General features: G+C 33.9%; 16 protein-coding genes. All 16 read right to left on the bottom strand.

From position 1 onward, the window contains the following. Positions 1 to 122 precede the first annotated feature (122 nt). The 16 genes from AB5Z12_RS04010 to rfbC all read right to left on the bottom strand — a co-directional run bounded on the left by AB5Z12_RS04010 (position 123) and on the right by rfbC (position 15,586). Positions 123 to 671, bottom strand: coding sequence for a DUF4231 domain-containing protein (locus AB5Z12_RS04010; protein ID WP_347087125.1), 549 nt, complete (start codon positions 669 to 671; stop codon positions 123 to 125). 28 nt (positions 672 to 699) lie between these two features. After that, a complete protein-coding gene (locus AB5Z12_RS04005) occupies positions 700 to 1,542 on the bottom strand; it encodes a metallophosphoesterase (RefSeq protein ID WP_368357436.1) in 843 nt (280 codons plus the stop codon). Positions 1,543 to 1,577: 35 nt separating this feature from the next. Beyond that, entirely contained in the window at positions 1,578 to 1,760 is a 183-nt protein-coding gene (locus AB5Z12_RS04000) for a hypothetical protein (protein WP_347087129.1), read from the bottom strand. Between the two features lie 126 nt (positions 1,761 to 1,886). Then, the gene (locus tag AB5Z12_RS03995; RefSeq protein ID WP_347087131.1) at positions 1,887 to 2,093 is read right to left on the bottom strand and encodes a 4Fe-4S binding protein; all 207 of its coding nucleotides are present in this window, start codon (positions 2,091 to 2,093) and stop codon (positions 1,887 to 1,889) included. A gap of 2 nt (positions 2,094 to 2,095) precedes the next feature. Continuing rightward, on the bottom strand, positions 2,096 to 3,079 hold the full coding sequence (locus AB5Z12_RS03990; RefSeq protein ID WP_368368561.1) for a Coenzyme F420 hydrogenase/dehydrogenase, beta subunit C-terminal domain: 984 nt from the start codon (positions 3,077 to 3,079) through the stop codon (positions 2,096 to 2,098). 1 nt (position 3,080) lies between these two features. Beyond that, on the bottom strand, positions 3,081 to 4,640 hold the full coding sequence (locus tag AB5Z12_RS03985) for an oligosaccharide flippase family protein (protein ID WP_347087134.1): 1,560 nt from the start codon (positions 4,638 to 4,640) through the stop codon (positions 3,081 to 3,083). Positions 4,641 to 4,658: 18 nt separating this feature from the next. Continuing rightward, positions 4,659 to 5,798, bottom strand: coding sequence for a polysaccharide pyruvyl transferase family protein (locus AB5Z12_RS03980; protein WP_347087136.1), 1,140 nt, complete (start codon positions 5,796 to 5,798; stop codon positions 4,659 to 4,661). A gap of 4 nt (positions 5,799 to 5,802) precedes the next feature. After that, positions 5,803 to 6,852: a glycosyltransferase family 2 protein gene (locus AB5Z12_RS03975; RefSeq protein WP_347087138.1), complete on the bottom strand. Its 1,050-nt coding sequence runs from the start codon at positions 6,850 to 6,852 to the stop codon at positions 5,803 to 5,805. Positions 6,853 to 6,861: 9 nt separating this feature from the next. Then, positions 6,862 to 7,905: an EpsG family protein gene (locus AB5Z12_RS03970; RefSeq protein ID WP_368368560.1), complete on the bottom strand. Its 1,044-nt coding sequence runs from the start codon at positions 7,903 to 7,905 to the stop codon at positions 6,862 to 6,864. 117 nt (positions 7,906 to 8,022) lie between these two features. Then, positions 8,023 to 9,933, bottom strand: a complete 1,911-nt coding sequence (locus AB5Z12_RS03965) for an HAD-IA family hydrolase (RefSeq protein WP_347087141.1) — start codon at positions 9,931 to 9,933, stop codon at positions 8,023 to 8,025. Between the two features lie 26 nt (positions 9,934 to 9,959). Further along, entirely contained in the window at positions 9,960 to 10,913 is a 954-nt protein-coding gene (locus AB5Z12_RS03960; protein WP_347087143.1) for a glycosyltransferase, read from the bottom strand. Between the two features lie 59 nt (positions 10,914 to 10,972). Next, a complete protein-coding gene (locus AB5Z12_RS03955) occupies positions 10,973 to 12,043 on the bottom strand; it encodes an acyltransferase (protein WP_347087145.1) in 1,071 nt (356 codons plus the stop codon). 11 nt (positions 12,044 to 12,054) lie between these two features. Then, the gene (locus AB5Z12_RS03950) at positions 12,055 to 13,032 is read right to left on the bottom strand and encodes a glycosyltransferase (protein ID WP_347087146.1); all 978 of its coding nucleotides are present in this window, start codon (positions 13,030 to 13,032) and stop codon (positions 12,055 to 12,057) included. A 4-nt stretch (positions 13,033 to 13,036) separates the two neighbouring features. Further along, positions 13,037 to 14,053: a glycosyltransferase family 8 protein gene (locus AB5Z12_RS03945; RefSeq protein ID WP_347087148.1), complete on the bottom strand. Its 1,017-nt coding sequence runs from the start codon at positions 14,051 to 14,053 to the stop codon at positions 13,037 to 13,039. Between the two features lie 18 nt (positions 14,054 to 14,071). After that, entirely contained in the window at positions 14,072 to 15,007 is a 936-nt protein-coding gene (locus tag AB5Z12_RS03940; protein WP_347087149.1) for an NAD(P)-dependent oxidoreductase, read from the bottom strand. Positions 15,008 to 15,022: 15 nt separating this feature from the next. Further along, positions 15,023 to 15,586, bottom strand: a complete 564-nt coding sequence (rfbC, locus tag AB5Z12_RS03935) for a dTDP-4-dehydrorhamnose 3,5-epimerase (protein ID WP_347087151.1) — start codon at positions 15,584 to 15,586, stop codon at positions 15,023 to 15,025. Between the last annotated feature and the right edge of the window lie 418 nt (positions 15,587 to 16,004).

Below are 16,004 nucleotides of genomic sequence, written 5' to 3'. Positions count from 1 at the left end.
TATTTAGTTTTCAAGGAGCGAAATTAAATAAGCAGAATCATAACGATTTTAAGTTGACACTATATTGCTAGCATTGCAGTCTGACCACGATGCACTCTTTTAATCAGCATATTTTTTACTTCTCATCCATTCCTAATTTTCTGTTTTGTACAATCCTCTATTGATTCGTCTAACGATTCATCTTCCTGTTGCATTTTTCTCCACTTATTATGTTCCTGGTTCATTATTTTTTCTAATTTAAATACTAACTTCTCTAATTCCTCATCCGTTCGGTTTTTACAATTGTATAACGCTAACTCACTTTTCATCATTTCAATCGTGCTTCTGTACAAAGTCCATTTCTCTCCACATTTTGTGAAAGTCAGCAGTGCTGTTATCAGGGATACAATAGCTGAGGTTATGGTAGTCACTACTCTGATTTCGTTTTCGTGTCCTGCGCCTAATACATTGACAGAAGATATTATCAGTGGCAACACAATACTTATAATACTGAACACATAAAAAAGTATTTTATAGAACTTAGCATGTCGTATATACCATTCTCCTGTTGATTTAATTCTCTCTCGCACCACATCATTCTGAATGTTTCGGTATAAAGACTCAAAATCCTCTATCTCTGTAGTTTTTGATCTTTTGGATTTTTCCTGGTTGTCATTCGTTGTTTCACTCATTTTGTCTTCCTCACTATATTCACCCATATTATACTGGAACCATATAATAGGACACTGGATTTTTATTTTTATCACCCCAACGTGCATCCGCTTCCCACGCTCGATCATCTTTTTCTCTTTTTCTTGTATGTACAATCAACTCACGACCAAGTACATCAAGCTCAACCAGATTATATTGTAAGGGAATTCCAGCAGCTCGGTCTTTTTTCTCTGCGCCCAAAGTTCCTGCCCCAATTGCACCAATATGCTGCTTATCATCATACTTAAAATTCTGATTCTCGGCCTCATGAACATGTCCGTGAAAAAATGCTTTAAAGCCTGTCACTGCTAAAATAGATAAAAAATCAAGTTCCGCAATGCAATCCTCCCCATAAATCGGATGATGCCATACTGCCAATTTAATTTTTGAAGAAGTATCCATTAAAGCCGGACATTTCACAATCGAATCCCCATTAATTCCAGATTTTTTCGGCTGCTTATGGTCAATCCGGTAACAAGAATTCAGACCAATGATACTCACATCATCATCGTCATATTCCGTATACTGTACTTCTGGATCCAGAGGATACTCTTTTCCGAAAAATGGTTTATAAAAATATTCACTGAACAGTTTATATCTTTCAGCATATTTATTTTTATCAATCTCTCCATCCATTTTGTATGCTTCCCTAGATATATCATAATTACAATCATGATTTCCCAGTACAACCGTTACCTTTTCATGTTCCACAGAAAAGTCATTACATAAACTTTCCACAAATTCTAATGCAATTGCATATTGTTCCTCTTGTGGCCTGTCACAGATATCACCTGAAATAATCACATAATCTAATTTTTGCAAATGTAATGAATGTATTAAATCTATTTTCAAATACAAATTCCAATATACTTATTTGGGAATTTGAATCAGTTTTTCTCGCCTTTTTTGATAAGTCTGGCTACCGGAGTAAGGTCTGTAAACGCACTACCGATAATATTTCCACACACAGGGCACTCTATATCTTCATGTTCGCGGTTTCCTTCCCATATGGATTTATCGTCATATTCCGAAATAGAACCACATCTATCACAAGTAACTCGATGAATCATCGTCAGACCTCCCTTGCTTTTTCGTTTTTCACATCTTAGCCAATCATAATAGATCGTTGCCTGCTGCTCACCACGGAGAGGTGTGTGATTATTAGAGCAGCGTAGGGAGCTTACGCTCCCAGTATATCACATTTCACTTGCTTTCGCTACCTTGAACGGACACACTTTCATACATTGATAGCAACGAACGCATTTGCTTTCATCTATCTGCGGATATTCAAAGCCTTCTTCATCTTCTACCATAAATATGGCTTCTTTCGGACAGATGGCATAACAAGCCGTACATCCACAGCATTCTTCTTTTCTTTTATATAGTACTGGTATTTCTTTCATCATCATTCCTCACAATTGAATACAAAAAGCAATCCATAGTCTGCATTATTTACTCTTTGCCCCCCCCCCGGATTGCTGATGGTATATTGCATCGTATGCTTTATTTTCCTACCAATTCGTTTCCATAAAGGTCCATAAATATATTTGTTACTCAAACTTTTAAAAGACATAGAATTCATATCTGTGAAAAAAGAATCTCTTTGTTGAGGCATGGCAACAGATGAGAATTCTGAAACATTATGTCTGACACCATCCTCATAATTGACCTCTTTCCATCGAAGATCCATTTCTATAGAGTCAAATAAATTTTGTCCTTTATTTGTTCTCGTAATTATAAGGCTCGTTCCCTTTCCATCATCCATCTCCGGAGCTATCTCTTCTATCCCCCAAAAATCAGCTATTGTCATATCAGACATTCTAGTGTTTTTAGCTTGGCATGCATAACATGAAGGGCGCAGACTCAAGTCACTAAGGAAAAAAGTCATAAACGGATCTTTAATTCTTGGTATATACAAATGGTTTTCCTTCATACCAAAATTTTGCCAGCTCTCATCTTTACACCGAAAATTAACAGATTCAACTTTACCATATTTCTTTTCTTGATACTCAACATATTCTTTCCATAACTTTGGAGACGGCACCCCGTGACAGATAACGTCAAGTAAAAAAAGATTGGGATATTCCTTTCCTAAAAATAGCGACAAACCATTTATCTGGCATCCAGTTCCACTAAACAGGACGCTCTTACCATTTAGCAAATCTTTCTTCACACTCTTAAATGACTCCCCAACTTTAGCTTGTAAATATTTTGATCCTCTTATAGAAGAAATATCTCCTTCAATTCGTACAAATTCGCAGCCATAACAATCTGCTGTTAAAGCAACTCCGTAAACAACATCAAACTTTGAAGCAATACGCGAAAATACTCCTCCAGAAGATGAATTCAAACGTATTTTATTATCATAATATGCCGCATAAACTTTCAATTTAATTCATCCCCAACTTTCTTAAAACTCCGTTAATTTTTCCTCGTGTCATGTTGTCAACCAACATTAAAAAGCCTTGATACTCTCTTGTTCGTCTATAAGCAAAATAATAAATTAGATTTGGAATAATGCAGCATATAATTCCTCTTAATAGAAGCGTAATAATTGCGCCACAATTAACAAACAAACAAATCCCATAACTTACTACGCAGCTAACGAAAACTACCGTACAATAAAAGCCTAGTTTTTTCAGAAATAAGCCCAATTTTTTTCTGTCAAAAATCACTGTAAATAAATTATGTAACAGCCATGGCATTCCAACACAAACAATAGCTAAGACCGTTGAAATCAAAATGCCATAAATGCCGATAAATTGTACCAAAATCAGATTCAGCACCAAATTGGTTAGTGCAGCTGTTAAAGGCCTAAATCTATCCTCATGCCACATTCCAGATGCATCCTTATAAGTATTAAATAAAGTGTTTAATTGCTTTACAAAAAAATAAACAACAAAGCAAATAACCGCTTCAAATGAAAGCATCAGATTTTTACCGACCCATAGTTCCATAAAAGGCTGACATAAACATAACAGACACACAGAACAGAATCCAGCTTCCCAGCAAATAATAAACGTGAATTTGTTTAAATCATCATAATTTTTTTCTTTTGTTTCAATGACAATACTATTTCCAATTCCAGCCATACAAGAAGAAAAAACAACTGTAATCAAACCTGTAATTGCATTTAAAATGTAAAAGTAATTTTGATAAACTGCTAAAATAGTGAGCCCAAGAAAGGCTGAAATGACAATTGTATCTGCTGAATCATAAATAATAGCTCCGATTTTTGATGTAAACAAATCTCGAATCTGTCCATTAATAGCTTTTCTGTCTTTTTCTTCCACACACCCATATGGTTTATACTGTGGATATAATTTATCAGCACAAACCGCCGTAGCAACATTCGTCAAAACCTGTGTCACCAACATAACAATCACATATAAGTAATAATCCTTAAATATCCATAAAACCATGAGTTGCAAGACATACTGTATTGTGCTTGTTACCAAAGTAACCTTGCTAACAACATCTGTTCTTTGGTGCGCTTGTAAAATACTATTCTTATATGCATATAACCAATAAGACAATACTGTAGCACCGAGATTCAAAAGATAAAGAATATAGATATTAAGACCTTTAGGAATATCACCGGAAATCAACTTCGGAACAAATGGCGTTAAAATACATCCAATAATGGCAATGACCATGCCTATTACTCTATAATACAATCTATAAAGTTTCATTAAAGCACATATTGCAGTATCATCATCTTCTGCAATCGGCTTGTACATACTATATATCATAGCAGAGCCAACCCCCAGCTCTGCTAAATTTAGGACTTGAAGAATGGATGTAAAAAGTGAATTCAATCCAAGATACTGCACACCCATAAAATATATCATCGCCGTACGCATTAAGAATGGAATGACGATTTGATATATCTTCATAATTGTTCCAAATATTATGTTTCTTGTTGCATTTTTTGTTCTCTCTATTCTCACTATATCACCATTCCTCTTTTATTCTTCTAAAGCTGAAACTATATAGTTGATAGACTGTTCTTTCATTTTTTCTATAAGTATATTCACCTGATCATAATCAATTTGAATCAAATTCTTAAAATTGTACGATATGCAACATTCAAGATTCAAGCTTTTCAATAAGTTCACAATACGTAAATCTTTAGACTTTTCCACAGCAACCGATACAAATTGCTTATTATAAATAATTGAAAAAACTGTCCCGTGAAAAGAATCTGTAACTATATATTTTGAATGGTGGACATAGTATAAAAAATCTGCCGGAGCACAATCCGAAACCCAATCACTATTTTCACAAATAGAAATAGGCGAAATGTCAACAATCCGGGAATTCATTCTTGAAGCAATTTTATTTGCCAAATCGCAGCATTTTTCTTTTTCTTTTAATGAATAAACTAAAACAAAGTCTTCTTCATATTTAATTTCCGTACTTTCATAATTTATCCATTCGTCTTTTTTCAACAATAATGTTGGATCCAGAACAGTTTTACAAGGTATGAAATACCCTGTTGCTTCAATTCTATCTTGAACACTTTTTTCTCTAACTGAAATGGCATTTAGCCTGTTTGCATATAATGACAAGTTTTTCCAATCTTCTTTATTATCATACAAATGCATACTAACTCCGTATGCAATGCGCTTTGCGCTATTAGCTCCAAAATTCAAAAAATATACAGAATCAAATTTAAAATCAGTGTAATCAGAATTCCAAACCTGATCACTTCCAGTTATTAAAGCATCATAATCTGCGGTTCTGAGGTCTTCAATGCTAGAGTATTCTTTTGTTAAATTTAAATTTTCCCTTGTAAACTTTTTAAACTTTCTATATTTTTTTTTGTAATCCGCATTACTGCAATTAAATTGAACAACGTATTTTGTAGCTCTCAAGCATTCATATATAAAATTATTATTTATGCTATTCTTTTTTTGTAATACATCATGAATCGCATCACATATATGTTTTTGGGGTTCCCAATAATATTTAGCATATCTTGGATAATAGTTAATCACTTTAACGCGATACCCTAATTTTTCAAGAGTTTTTTCTAATGCCAAGCATTGCAATACCGCACCATAGTTAATCGAAAAATGGAGCGTAACAATACCAACTCTTTTCATTTGACTACCTCTTTTCTTTTAACTTTCTCATTCTTATTTGATAAAAGATATAAATGAGAAAAGGACTCTTCAGTTTTATTGCATTCCACGTCAATCTTTCGTAATTAGACATATAGTTATAGATTTTTGTATTCGTTGAAGGAAAGAAACCTTTTTTACAAACTTCCAAACACCGCTCCATTCTATGTCTAAAGCTGTCCTTAATAGCAGGATTGAAGCAATCCACCTGCAAGAATTGTGTATATAAACACAGACCTTTATACTGAAGGCCAGTCTTAATCTTATCCGTCATACAATCCGACAAGACTTCATTAAAAAGTTTAAATACACTCTCTGCTTGACTATCAAAATTTGTAGAACACTGGTTTGTAACTGATTCCATATTTATTGAATAAATATAAAACACACTATTACAAAAATAAATATTATCAGCCTTTTTAAATGCCTGCAAATTGAAAACAGTGTCTTCCATATGAGATATTCCTTCTGGGAAAGTAATATTTTGATTGGTAAGAAATTCTCTCCTATATACTTTTCCCCATGGGACACCAATATTAATAGGTGCCTTTGCATTCCCTGCTAATTTATTAGATAAACAAGAAATAATAATATCTTCTTTTTCTTTATTGCAAATTCGGCTATCTCCATTCAAGAAAGCGTATTCCTGTTGTGACATTTTCACAGAATTTACAATATAGTTAAATATAACTATATCAAATCCACTAACGTTGCTCTCTATTTTCCTAAATTTTTCAAATGCTCCTTTGCATAAGTAATCATCCGAATCTAAATAAACCACCCATTTGCCAGTAGCTTTTTTTATACCTTCATTCCTAGCCTTTGATACACCACCATTTTTCTTATCAACAAGAATTATTCTTTTATCATCATTCTCCAACTTCTTGCATAATGCCAGCGTATTATCCTTACTTCCATCATTAACAATAATAATTTCAAAATTATCATCATTTTGACTCAAAACACTTTTTACGCAATTATATATCCATTTCTCAGCATTATATGCCGGAATAATAACACTAATTTTATTTTTCATATTCTATTCCTATATTCCTAACATAGATGATGTATATGGGTAAACATGATTAAATAAAGCAATTACAAAGAAATAAATATAATATGTACCCAAGGAAAACAAAGTACACCATCTTTCTAGTATCACACGAGAAGTGCGATACTCCGTACACCCAATCTTAACCATTAAAAGAATTAAAAACTGCATGAAATATAAAGAAATTCTGTATGATTCAGAGTTAATACCAATCATCTGAAACAAGATTATACTTAAAGCAAACATTAAGTATAAAAAAGAATACTCTTCATCCATGCTACATCGAACATTATACTTCCTGAACAGTAAAAAAATTGGTAAAAACATAGTTAGCCAATATGGCCAATAAATACTTATACCACCTGACAAATATTTCAATTGTCCTTCGAACCTACCAGTCAAAGCAATAAAAGCAGGAAGGAGTGAACTATATAAAAATAACAATGCAACACATAACAAAATAATGAGTGCATACATCAATTTACGGTATGGTCCTATGATTTTACTAAAAAAATTCTTTGAATCTTTATCTGGAACATACGTCACCATTCGATGAATAGGATACAATAGCAACATTATTGCTGCAGTTAAATGAAATCCTACCGCTATAGCCGCTGAGATACAAAACTTGACTGGTTTTCGTTCAACAATATAATTATAGCTCCAAAAAATGATTGACATAGCAATACTTTGTCGCAACAAATTCAAAGAAAAGCTGTAGAAACATAAATAATAGATTAACATCCCAAGCCAAGAATATCTTTCCCACCCTCTGCGCACAAATGTTGCATAAATGGGCAGAACACAAGCAAATTCCAATGTAAAATAATATCCAAACTGTCCAAAGTAATGTGCTGAAACATAACTAAGTATCTTAAAAAGTGGTTCACCTCCAAGATAATCAAAATTCATAAAACTTGACAAGCTGTTATATCTCTGCGCATAATTCAAATATGCATCTCCATAAACCAGCACATCTGTCCCAATTGTATTATCTCTTGCTCCTGCTAAAACACATGGTAATAAAAGTCCAATCAAAACAAACATGATTTTAATTGTTTTGTATTTCCTCAACAAATAAGCCAGCCTAAAGTTCAAACAAGACAAGCCAAACATTAGTACATACGGCACCATTCTTTCCCCTCATCTCCTTTATTATATATGTTTTTGTAAGCTTACAATTTTATCATACGGCAAATTAACTTTAAAAACTTGCTTCAAGAAACCGATTCGCCATAAAGCCGCCTTATAATCTTTTAAAAACTGGTATGGATTCTTCAGATAGTATTTCAAATTGTGGGCATATGCTATAAAGCTAATTTCCCCATCTCTAAATTTAAAGCTTCCCCATTTTTTTGCATCCTGTAAACACGGCTTTAAAAACTGTTTAAATGCACAATTTGTGATAAACTCAATTGGAAAATCGTAAGGAATTCCATCCTTACAATAATCCTCAACAAAATCCAATGCGCCTTTTTGATATTCGCTCAGCCAATTAATACTTTCCACATCGTTTAAATCCGGTTCCAATAACTCAACTGAATATTCACCTTCCTGTTCAATATATCTCTTCACAGATCCATGGTCAGCCATAAAAATAGTTTCGAAGACCTGATTTATTAGTGTTTCATCCTTATGCGATTTTTGATTATGATGAATATCATATAGATACCCTTTCATATTTAAATGTTTTTGATGTTTTCCATCTGGTGCCAACGCCACATAATATCCGTATACATTTGCAGGTATTTGATCTTGCTTGCTAATAGATTCGATATTGCTTTGCATATTGCCAAACCACCCAATATCAACAATTGCAACTCTTCCACTAAACTGCTCTTGATTTAAATACCCGATGAACGATTTCCGTTCATCTTCTGCATTTTTCTTTATATAGTAAACCGCTTCATTCCATATTTCATTTCCTAAAATCCCATCTAAATCTTTTTTAGCTATAATCGTATCTTTTCTTTTTTCTATTTTTTTACATACACTATCGACAATATTATCATCGTCAATTCCCAGTTTGCGCAATAGACTTTCAATTGTTAATTCACTTGGAAAATAAATAAAGCCTAAAATATCTTTTATATTTTTTGCTTCCACCAATTTAGGGACTTGAAGTGCTCTCCGTGATGCAAAGAAATAATCGGTGTCCGTTTCATGGTCACCATCATATATGTCGAATGCATGTTTCATTATTTTTCCGTCTCTCGACAAGAAAAAGATTTTATCAATCTTCTCATTAACTACATTTTCTTTCAGCCATTTAGAAAAACCAAATAACAACGGCCCAAAACTCTCATATCCTAGCTTGTAAGGTCTACTCCACTCTTCTTTCATATGGTTATTTTGAAATGCAATAGTGTGATTACATAAAACAGACATTTCACTATCTGAATGTATATATGTATTATATATAAGCTGAAAACGATCTTTTTCTATGTGAATTGCCTTAATCCCTCTATCATGAGCCATGTCATAATCACTGTGCTTATTATCACCTATATGCAACATATCACATCCACTGATTTGCAACTCTTTTAATGCTAAATCATATAGGCTTCCATCATTTTTAGTTTTACCACTTGTGCTGGAAACAAATAAATATCTCCAGCTATCAATCCCAACCTTTTTTAAGACTCTTTTGATAAATTTTTCAGGCAAGTAGATGTCTGTAATAATTATGATTTGTTTACCGTTTTCACAGCAATATTTATAAATGCTTTCTATCCACGGATTCATAACCGTAAGATTATACTCATATTCGAGTTCCAAATGCATGAGTTCATCTGCTATGGATGGCGTATACAGTTTTGCAAGCTCATTGTATATCTCTGTCAACGTTACTTCGTTTTTTTTCGATTTTCTGATTTTTTCTTCTGTCTCGACCCTTAATTGACTATAGCCCTGCACTATGTTTTCATATTTTCCTAATGCTGCTTTTTCAATAAGTTTAAATATATCTTTTGGATCTTTTAAATCTCTTTTCACCAACGTATCATACATATCAAAAGAGATATACTGGTATTTTACCATTTCTTTATAAATTTCATCTTTAATCATCTTGTTTACTTCTCCTGAATTTCACCTTATGAAAGATGAAATTTTTTAAACAACATCCATGCAAAGTCTTTATTGAGACGGAAACAGCAATAAAATAGCATAGTCTTAAAGGGCATATGTCTTTTATCAATCTCCCGTATGTTAATGAGCACACTTTTCCTTTCATCCTCTATGTCTTCATTATTACTGAAATTCTTTATCAATTTCAGATATGTCTTCATAGATTGATTTAGAAATCTTGTATTATTTTGAACTAACAATGTGGGATAGTATTTATTTCCATATTTATAAGCTTCTACTTCACCTTGATATGCATCTAACAAAAGCTTTAAAGATTTCCCACCCATAATACTGTCACTTCTGATAAAATAATTATAAAGTACTCTATCAAGATATCCCACTTTATTTGCATTTCTAAAAGTTTTATATGTCGTTGCCATATCTTCTGCAAGTCTGTCAACTGGATACCTTACATCTTCAAAAACACATTTCCTGTATAATTTATCCCATGCCATATGTGTAAAAGGGGTTCTATTGATATACCGTTTAAATCCTTCTAAATTGGAAAATTTTTCAAACACACCACATTCTTTCTTATTTTCATCGTATGTATCATATACTCTTCTATAATTAAATGCGACAATATCAATATCCTCATCCATAACATTCATACAGCTTTCACACAAGTCTTTTTCAATATAATCATCCGAATCTACAAACAAAAGAAATTCTCCTTGTGCTATTACTATACCGGCATTTCTTGCATCTGATAGTCCGCCATTTTTCTTATGTATAACTTTTATTCTTTCATCTTTCTTAGCCCATTCATCACAAATCATTGGACATTTGTCAGGTGAGCCGTCATCCACAAGGATAATCTCGATATTCTCATAAGTCTGACAAACTATACTTTCAATACATCTAATCAAATAGTTCTCAACCTTATATATCGGTACAATAATACTTATCAATTTTCCCATTCAGTTCTCCTACAAAACTCTAGCTTTCACTAATTCATCCTATTATTTTGTAAAAAATCTCATAGTAACCTATTTATTCCTGGGACTTTTAGCATTATAAATGTCCCTCCCCAAGAGAGTATAAATACAAAAAGCCATAACAGCGGAATGGCAAAGCCAATTCCCAACAAAGGAAAATTTGTAGGTGTAATATTCATCATTTTATACAAAAGATTAATAAAAAATGGATGAATCAAATAAATTCCAAAACTACATCTACTGATTGATTTCGCTAATTTTCCTACATGAACAGCGTCCATGTATTTTTTGAATAAGCAGAACACTGACAGTGCTTGAATCATAGTAAATATCCTATCTCCCAGAATCAGCGCAGCACCTTCTCCGCATCTCACAACATTAGCATACTGTACTATAATTTTTATTATAGAGGCAAGCAGCCATAATCCGATCCATACCCCCCCCCGATTGGTCATGGTATCTATTACATTTTTCTCTCTGTCATTCTCTTCAACACGAAGTCCACCTATAGTATATCCAAGCAAAACATAAGTCACATACTGTGTAAACAGCATATAATTTTCTATCTTTGTACTAAAGGCAATATTAAAAGTTGGAATAATAAAGTTTCCTGCAAGCAGAATAGCTATGAATATGCAGATTTCCTTATTGCTGGAATTATCCACAAACTTTTTCAACGGAATGAGGACTAAATAGATGCCAATCAGAACATATAAATACCAGAGATGTGACCAACTTTTCTGTTGAAGCACCAGTAGTACCGAATTCGGTATCATTTCTATTTCTAATGTTTTTCTTTCAAATATCTGTTCTAAAAGAGCAAAAGCGCTACCAAATAAAATCAACACCGTCCCCATTCGAATGGTCATTCTTTTTACCTTTGCAAAGGTTATCTTATTTGAATGCAAAAGTAAATTTCCGCTGATCATTAAAAAGACTGGTACTGCCCACTGAATCAGAGTATACACACATGTAAGTATAATATAATTATCCTTTCCAATCTCCTGTACAGTATAATTATTGGGTTGCGTCATTGTTATATGAATTCCGATAACTGCAAGGGCGCATATTATTCGCAGCCAATCAATATAGTCAATTCTTTTTCTTTCCATGATACACATTCCTATTTTTTTATCTTAACAAAAAGGCATAATGCTTTTCTTGTTAACGAATATCCAATAAGCTTTTTTAACCTTTTAACTTTCTGGACCTTTCTGCTTATATCATAATCCAGCAGAGGTTGTAGATTCCTAACCCTGCCCAAAAGTTCCCTATTCTTTACTCCCGCTGAAACTCCCAGAAGGACAGAATACTCATACGCATAATAAGAAGCGAGCAACGCAGTCTTATCTCTGTCCTGTAACTTTAGTGCCTGCCTATATCCTTTCTCACACATATAAAGTTTATCTGATATTAATTTTTCAGCTTTTCCAGCAGTAATTGAGCCATTACGTTGTTGTCTATATGCATAGAACGGATTATCATAAAAATCGAACCGTTGCGCATAAAGAAGGAGATCTCCGCACCAATCCATGTCCTCACTAAGATACCCGTTTTTAAATCTCATTGAATAGCTGTCAATAATAGATTTTTTAACCACTTTATTCCATGCAGCTGCTCGATAAATATTATTCTTAATCATATAACGGATTGATGCATTAACATCTTTGTCTATAATCCTCGTTCTGTTTACGTCCGAGGTAATGATATAAGTATATTTATCTTCGCTCTCATAGTATCTCTTGGCGGGGAATACAAGTACGTCAGCATCCGTGTCTGTAAGGTTAATATGAATATGCTCAAGAGCATTAGCATTATCCCAGAAATCGTCACTATCAATAAAGATGACATACTTACCAGTGGCAATATCTAATCCTGCATTTCTTGCACTTGATAACCCACCATTTTCTTTATGAATCACTTTTACACGTGTATCTGATGAGCTATACTTATCACAGATTTCTCCACAGGTATCTGGGGAACCATCATCAACCAGTATTAATTCAAAATCACAAAAAGATTGTCCAATAATGCTGTCAACACATATCGCTAAATACTTTTCAACCTTATATATTGGGACAATAATACTAAACTCTGGCATCTTCTCACTCTTTTACTCTTTCTTGCATTCGTTTATAGTTCTTCTCAGGAATTACGACACCATGTAGCACAGATGCCACTTCGCAAAGTACAAATCGTGGTGCTTTACGAATCATAGTAGTTCTAAATTTAACCAAACTACTTCTCTTATCCTCCTGAAGTGGAACATCTCTCCACGGTGACATTTCTTTATACTTTAAGAAAGTTTTTAAATATGGATGTTGATTTCCTTTTATCCAAGGCCTTAGACCATCCAAAAAACATGTTGTAAAGTGAACTAAGCCGGGATTTGATATAGCTTCTGTAAATTCTTCTTCACTATAAAAATCTTGACTTTTAGACCTTCTGATCTTTAATACCTGCTCATATGTAGCATAAAAATAAATTGAAAGCGTGTTATAACGCATTGGAAGTTTTACTTTTTTCTCCTGCTCAACAACACCATTCAAAACATCCTGGTCTAAATATGCTAGACTGCTACCATATTTTGTAATATAATCTGTGAATTTTCTTTCGTAATCTCCCACACGTACTTCATCGAGATTCAAGAACACAATGCCACCATTCAAATAATAGTCGCCATCTTTTTTTCCCACATTGCGCCTATAACGGTCATTGATACATTCAAGCATTCCGCCAAATACTTTTCCCGTCATATCCGTATTCCACAATGGTTCAATAGAATCTACAATGATAGTATCGCAATCGATATTCAGAACCTTATGTACTGTTTCAGGCAATGCACTCGCCATATACAACCGGCCAAAAGTACTGATATTCCACCTTCTTGTGTCTATTTCTTGTCCAGTAAGTTCTTTCATGTCAGGCATCGGAACAAATGAGATGTCACGCCGATACTCCTTAACTACTTCAATCAATTTATTTTTATTTATATCTGAAATATGATTATCCATAATATAAATATGGATAGCATCACACTCTCTATTATTTTCTAACAATGACAGTATTGAAATACCTGTCAAAAAGGCATAGCTGTCACTACTTGAGTACAAAATATCCATCTTCCCACCGTATATCCTTTACATTCCTTCATCTGCTTTAATCCATCGAGCCGTTCGCTCAATCCCCTCCCTAAAAGGAATCAAGGGTTTAAATCCAGTATCTTTATAAAGTTTAGTAACATCAAATGTTGTTATCGGTAAAGAGATGACATTTGATGTTATTTTTCCAAAACCTAACTCAACTGGCTCACCACCGTGTAAATCATTAGCAACTTGTCCAACAATCTTTAAAAATTCCTTTAACGGTTTTGCATCACCGGAACCAATCGTATAATTAGTTCCATCCACGCCTTTTTCTGCAATTAGAATAAGAGCTCTGGCGACATCTGAAACATGAACAAAATCATAATACTGATTTCCTGCCGATAAATCAGGCGACTCTCCATTAAGGACTTTACGTATTATTGTATTAACAAGCCGAGCTGATTTTTCCTCTTCCCCATATGTATTAATCAGCGGCCAGAAAAAGCGAATTCCATAAGTTCCGCATTTTGCTTTTCCAATCCAGTGAGCCGCCGTTTTCGTTGCCTTATACATATATCCAAGATTCGAAATCACTTTATCTTCATTCATCTCAACCAACGACTCTGCTTCATGCATACTTCCGCAGCCAATAAAGCAACCGATTTTCATAATATGCATAGCATCAATCAAATCAAGTGTTGACTGTAAATTCTGCATCTGAATCGCTTCATTTCGAGCATCCAGATCAGATACTCCCTGCCAAGCAATATGAAAGACAACATCAATATCTCGATCAGCAATCATATCAGGCAGCATATGATAATCTGCAATGTTGCACTCTACTATCTTTACCGGCAAAACATTGATCGTATTAAGATTTTTTGTTCCCCGTCGCACAACTGCAATGACTTCCACATTCTGATTCACAAGTTCTCTTACAAGAAATTTTCCAATAAATCCTGTTGCTCCTGTTACAATTGCTTTTTTCATCACTCCGCTCCTCCGTTACTTTCTTAATGCAATATATTCAGCTAATGTTGGCCAATTTTTGTCTTTCTCGGTTGCAATAATGTGTTCTACTCCATATTCTTTAAGCGGCCATGGAATATTTAATTCCGGATCATTCCAGCGAATACCTCCACAAGCCGACGGAACATACTTTCCAGAACACTGATAAGAGAAAATCGTATCATCAGTCAGCGAAATAAATCCGTGAGCAAATCCCTCCGGGATATATGTCACAAATTGATCTTCAGCCTTTAAAAGCTCTGTATGGTACTGTCCAAATGTCGGAGAACTCTCTCTTAAATCAAGAGCTACATCAAATAAAACACCTGAAATAACATGTATGAGCTTCGCTTGCGAGTCCACTGTTTGATAATGAAGTCCTCTTAAAGCTCCCTTTTTAGAATATAAATCACTGCTTTCTGTAAATTCACACGTTATACCATTCTCTGCAAAAATATTTTTTTCATAATATTTTTTGTACAAACCGCGCTCGTCTGGATACATGTGCGGCTTTATGAGCATTAAGCCCTCAATTTCAGTTTTCTTAAATTCAAAAGGCATTACTAATCCCCCTGTTCTAAAATCTTAGTTATCGTTTCTCGATAAAAATCTTGAACCGGAAGGAAATGTTCCGGTATATGATTAAACCAACCAAGATGACCCTTTATTTCTTCGTTGTCAAGTAGTTGGAGCTGAAATTCATCTACAGGCACACACTGGTAAAGGAAAGAAATAAAATGGGTTCGTCCCCTATCTCTTTTGGCTCAATATTCTCCGTAATTAATACGGGTTTCATATCACAGAGAACATCCGTACCAAGTTCACTTTTAGCACAGACATGTAGTCTTTGTTCTAAGGTTTCTTTTAAGCGGACACATCCTCCTGGCTAATGCCATCCAGCTCCGCATTGTTCATCATCTCTCCATGAAAGCAAGATATTTCCCTCTTTAACAATCAGAATGTCAACATTTACAATAGG

It is taken from the genome of Ruminococcus sp. RTP21358st1_G6_RTP21358_211008 (genome assembly GCF_040908885.1).
GTDB classification, from domain to species: domain Bacteria; phylum Bacillota; class Clostridia; order Lachnospirales; family Lachnospiraceae; genus Blautia_A; species Blautia_A faecis.
The sequence above is the reverse complement of the archived record's forward strand: the minus strand, read 5'-3'. Positions and strand labels throughout refer to the sequence as shown.

Bases quoted from the DNA above. Each gene is read 5' to 3' on its own strand.
- AB5Z12_RS04010 (WP_347087125.1), bottom strand. From the start codon at position 671: ATGAGTGAAACAACGAATGACAACCAGGAAAAATCCAAAAGATCAAAA.
- AB5Z12_RS04000 (WP_347087129.1), bottom strand. From the start codon at position 1,760: ATGATTCATCGAGTTACTTGTGATAGATGTGGTTCTATTTCGGAATAT.
- AB5Z12_RS03995 (WP_347087131.1), bottom strand. From the start codon at position 2,093: ATGAAAGAAATACCAGTACTATATAAAAGAAAAGAAGAATGCTGTGGA.
- AB5Z12_RS03980 (WP_347087136.1), bottom strand. From the start codon at position 5,798: ATGAAAAGAGTTGGTATTGTTACGCTCCATTTTTCGATTAACTATGGT.
- AB5Z12_RS03975 (WP_347087138.1), bottom strand. From the start codon at position 6,852: ATGAAAAATAAAATTAGTGTTATTATTCCGGCATATAATGCTGAGAAA.
- AB5Z12_RS03965 (WP_347087141.1), bottom strand. From the start codon at position 9,933: ATGATTAAAGATGAAATTTATAAAGAAATGGTAAAATACCAGTATATC.
- AB5Z12_RS03960 (WP_347087143.1), bottom strand. From the start codon at position 10,913: ATGGGAAAATTGATAAGTATTATTGTACCGATATATAAGGTTGAGAAC.
- AB5Z12_RS03955 (WP_347087145.1), bottom strand. From the start codon at position 12,043: ATGGAAAGAAAAAGAATTGACTATATTGATTGGCTGCGAATAATATGC.
- AB5Z12_RS03950 (WP_347087146.1), bottom strand. From the start codon at position 13,032: ATGCCAGAGTTTAGTATTATTGTCCCAATATATAAGGTTGAAAAGTAT.
- AB5Z12_RS03945 (WP_347087148.1), bottom strand. From the start codon at position 14,053: ATGGATATTTTGTACTCAAGTAGTGACAGCTATGCCTTTTTGACAGGT.
- AB5Z12_RS03940 (WP_347087149.1), bottom strand. From the start codon at position 15,007: ATGAAAAAAGCAATTGTAACAGGAGCAACAGGATTTATTGGAAAATTT.
- rfbC (WP_347087151.1), bottom strand. From the start codon at position 15,586: ATGCCTTTTGAATTTAAGAAAACTGAAATTGAGGGCTTAATGCTCATA.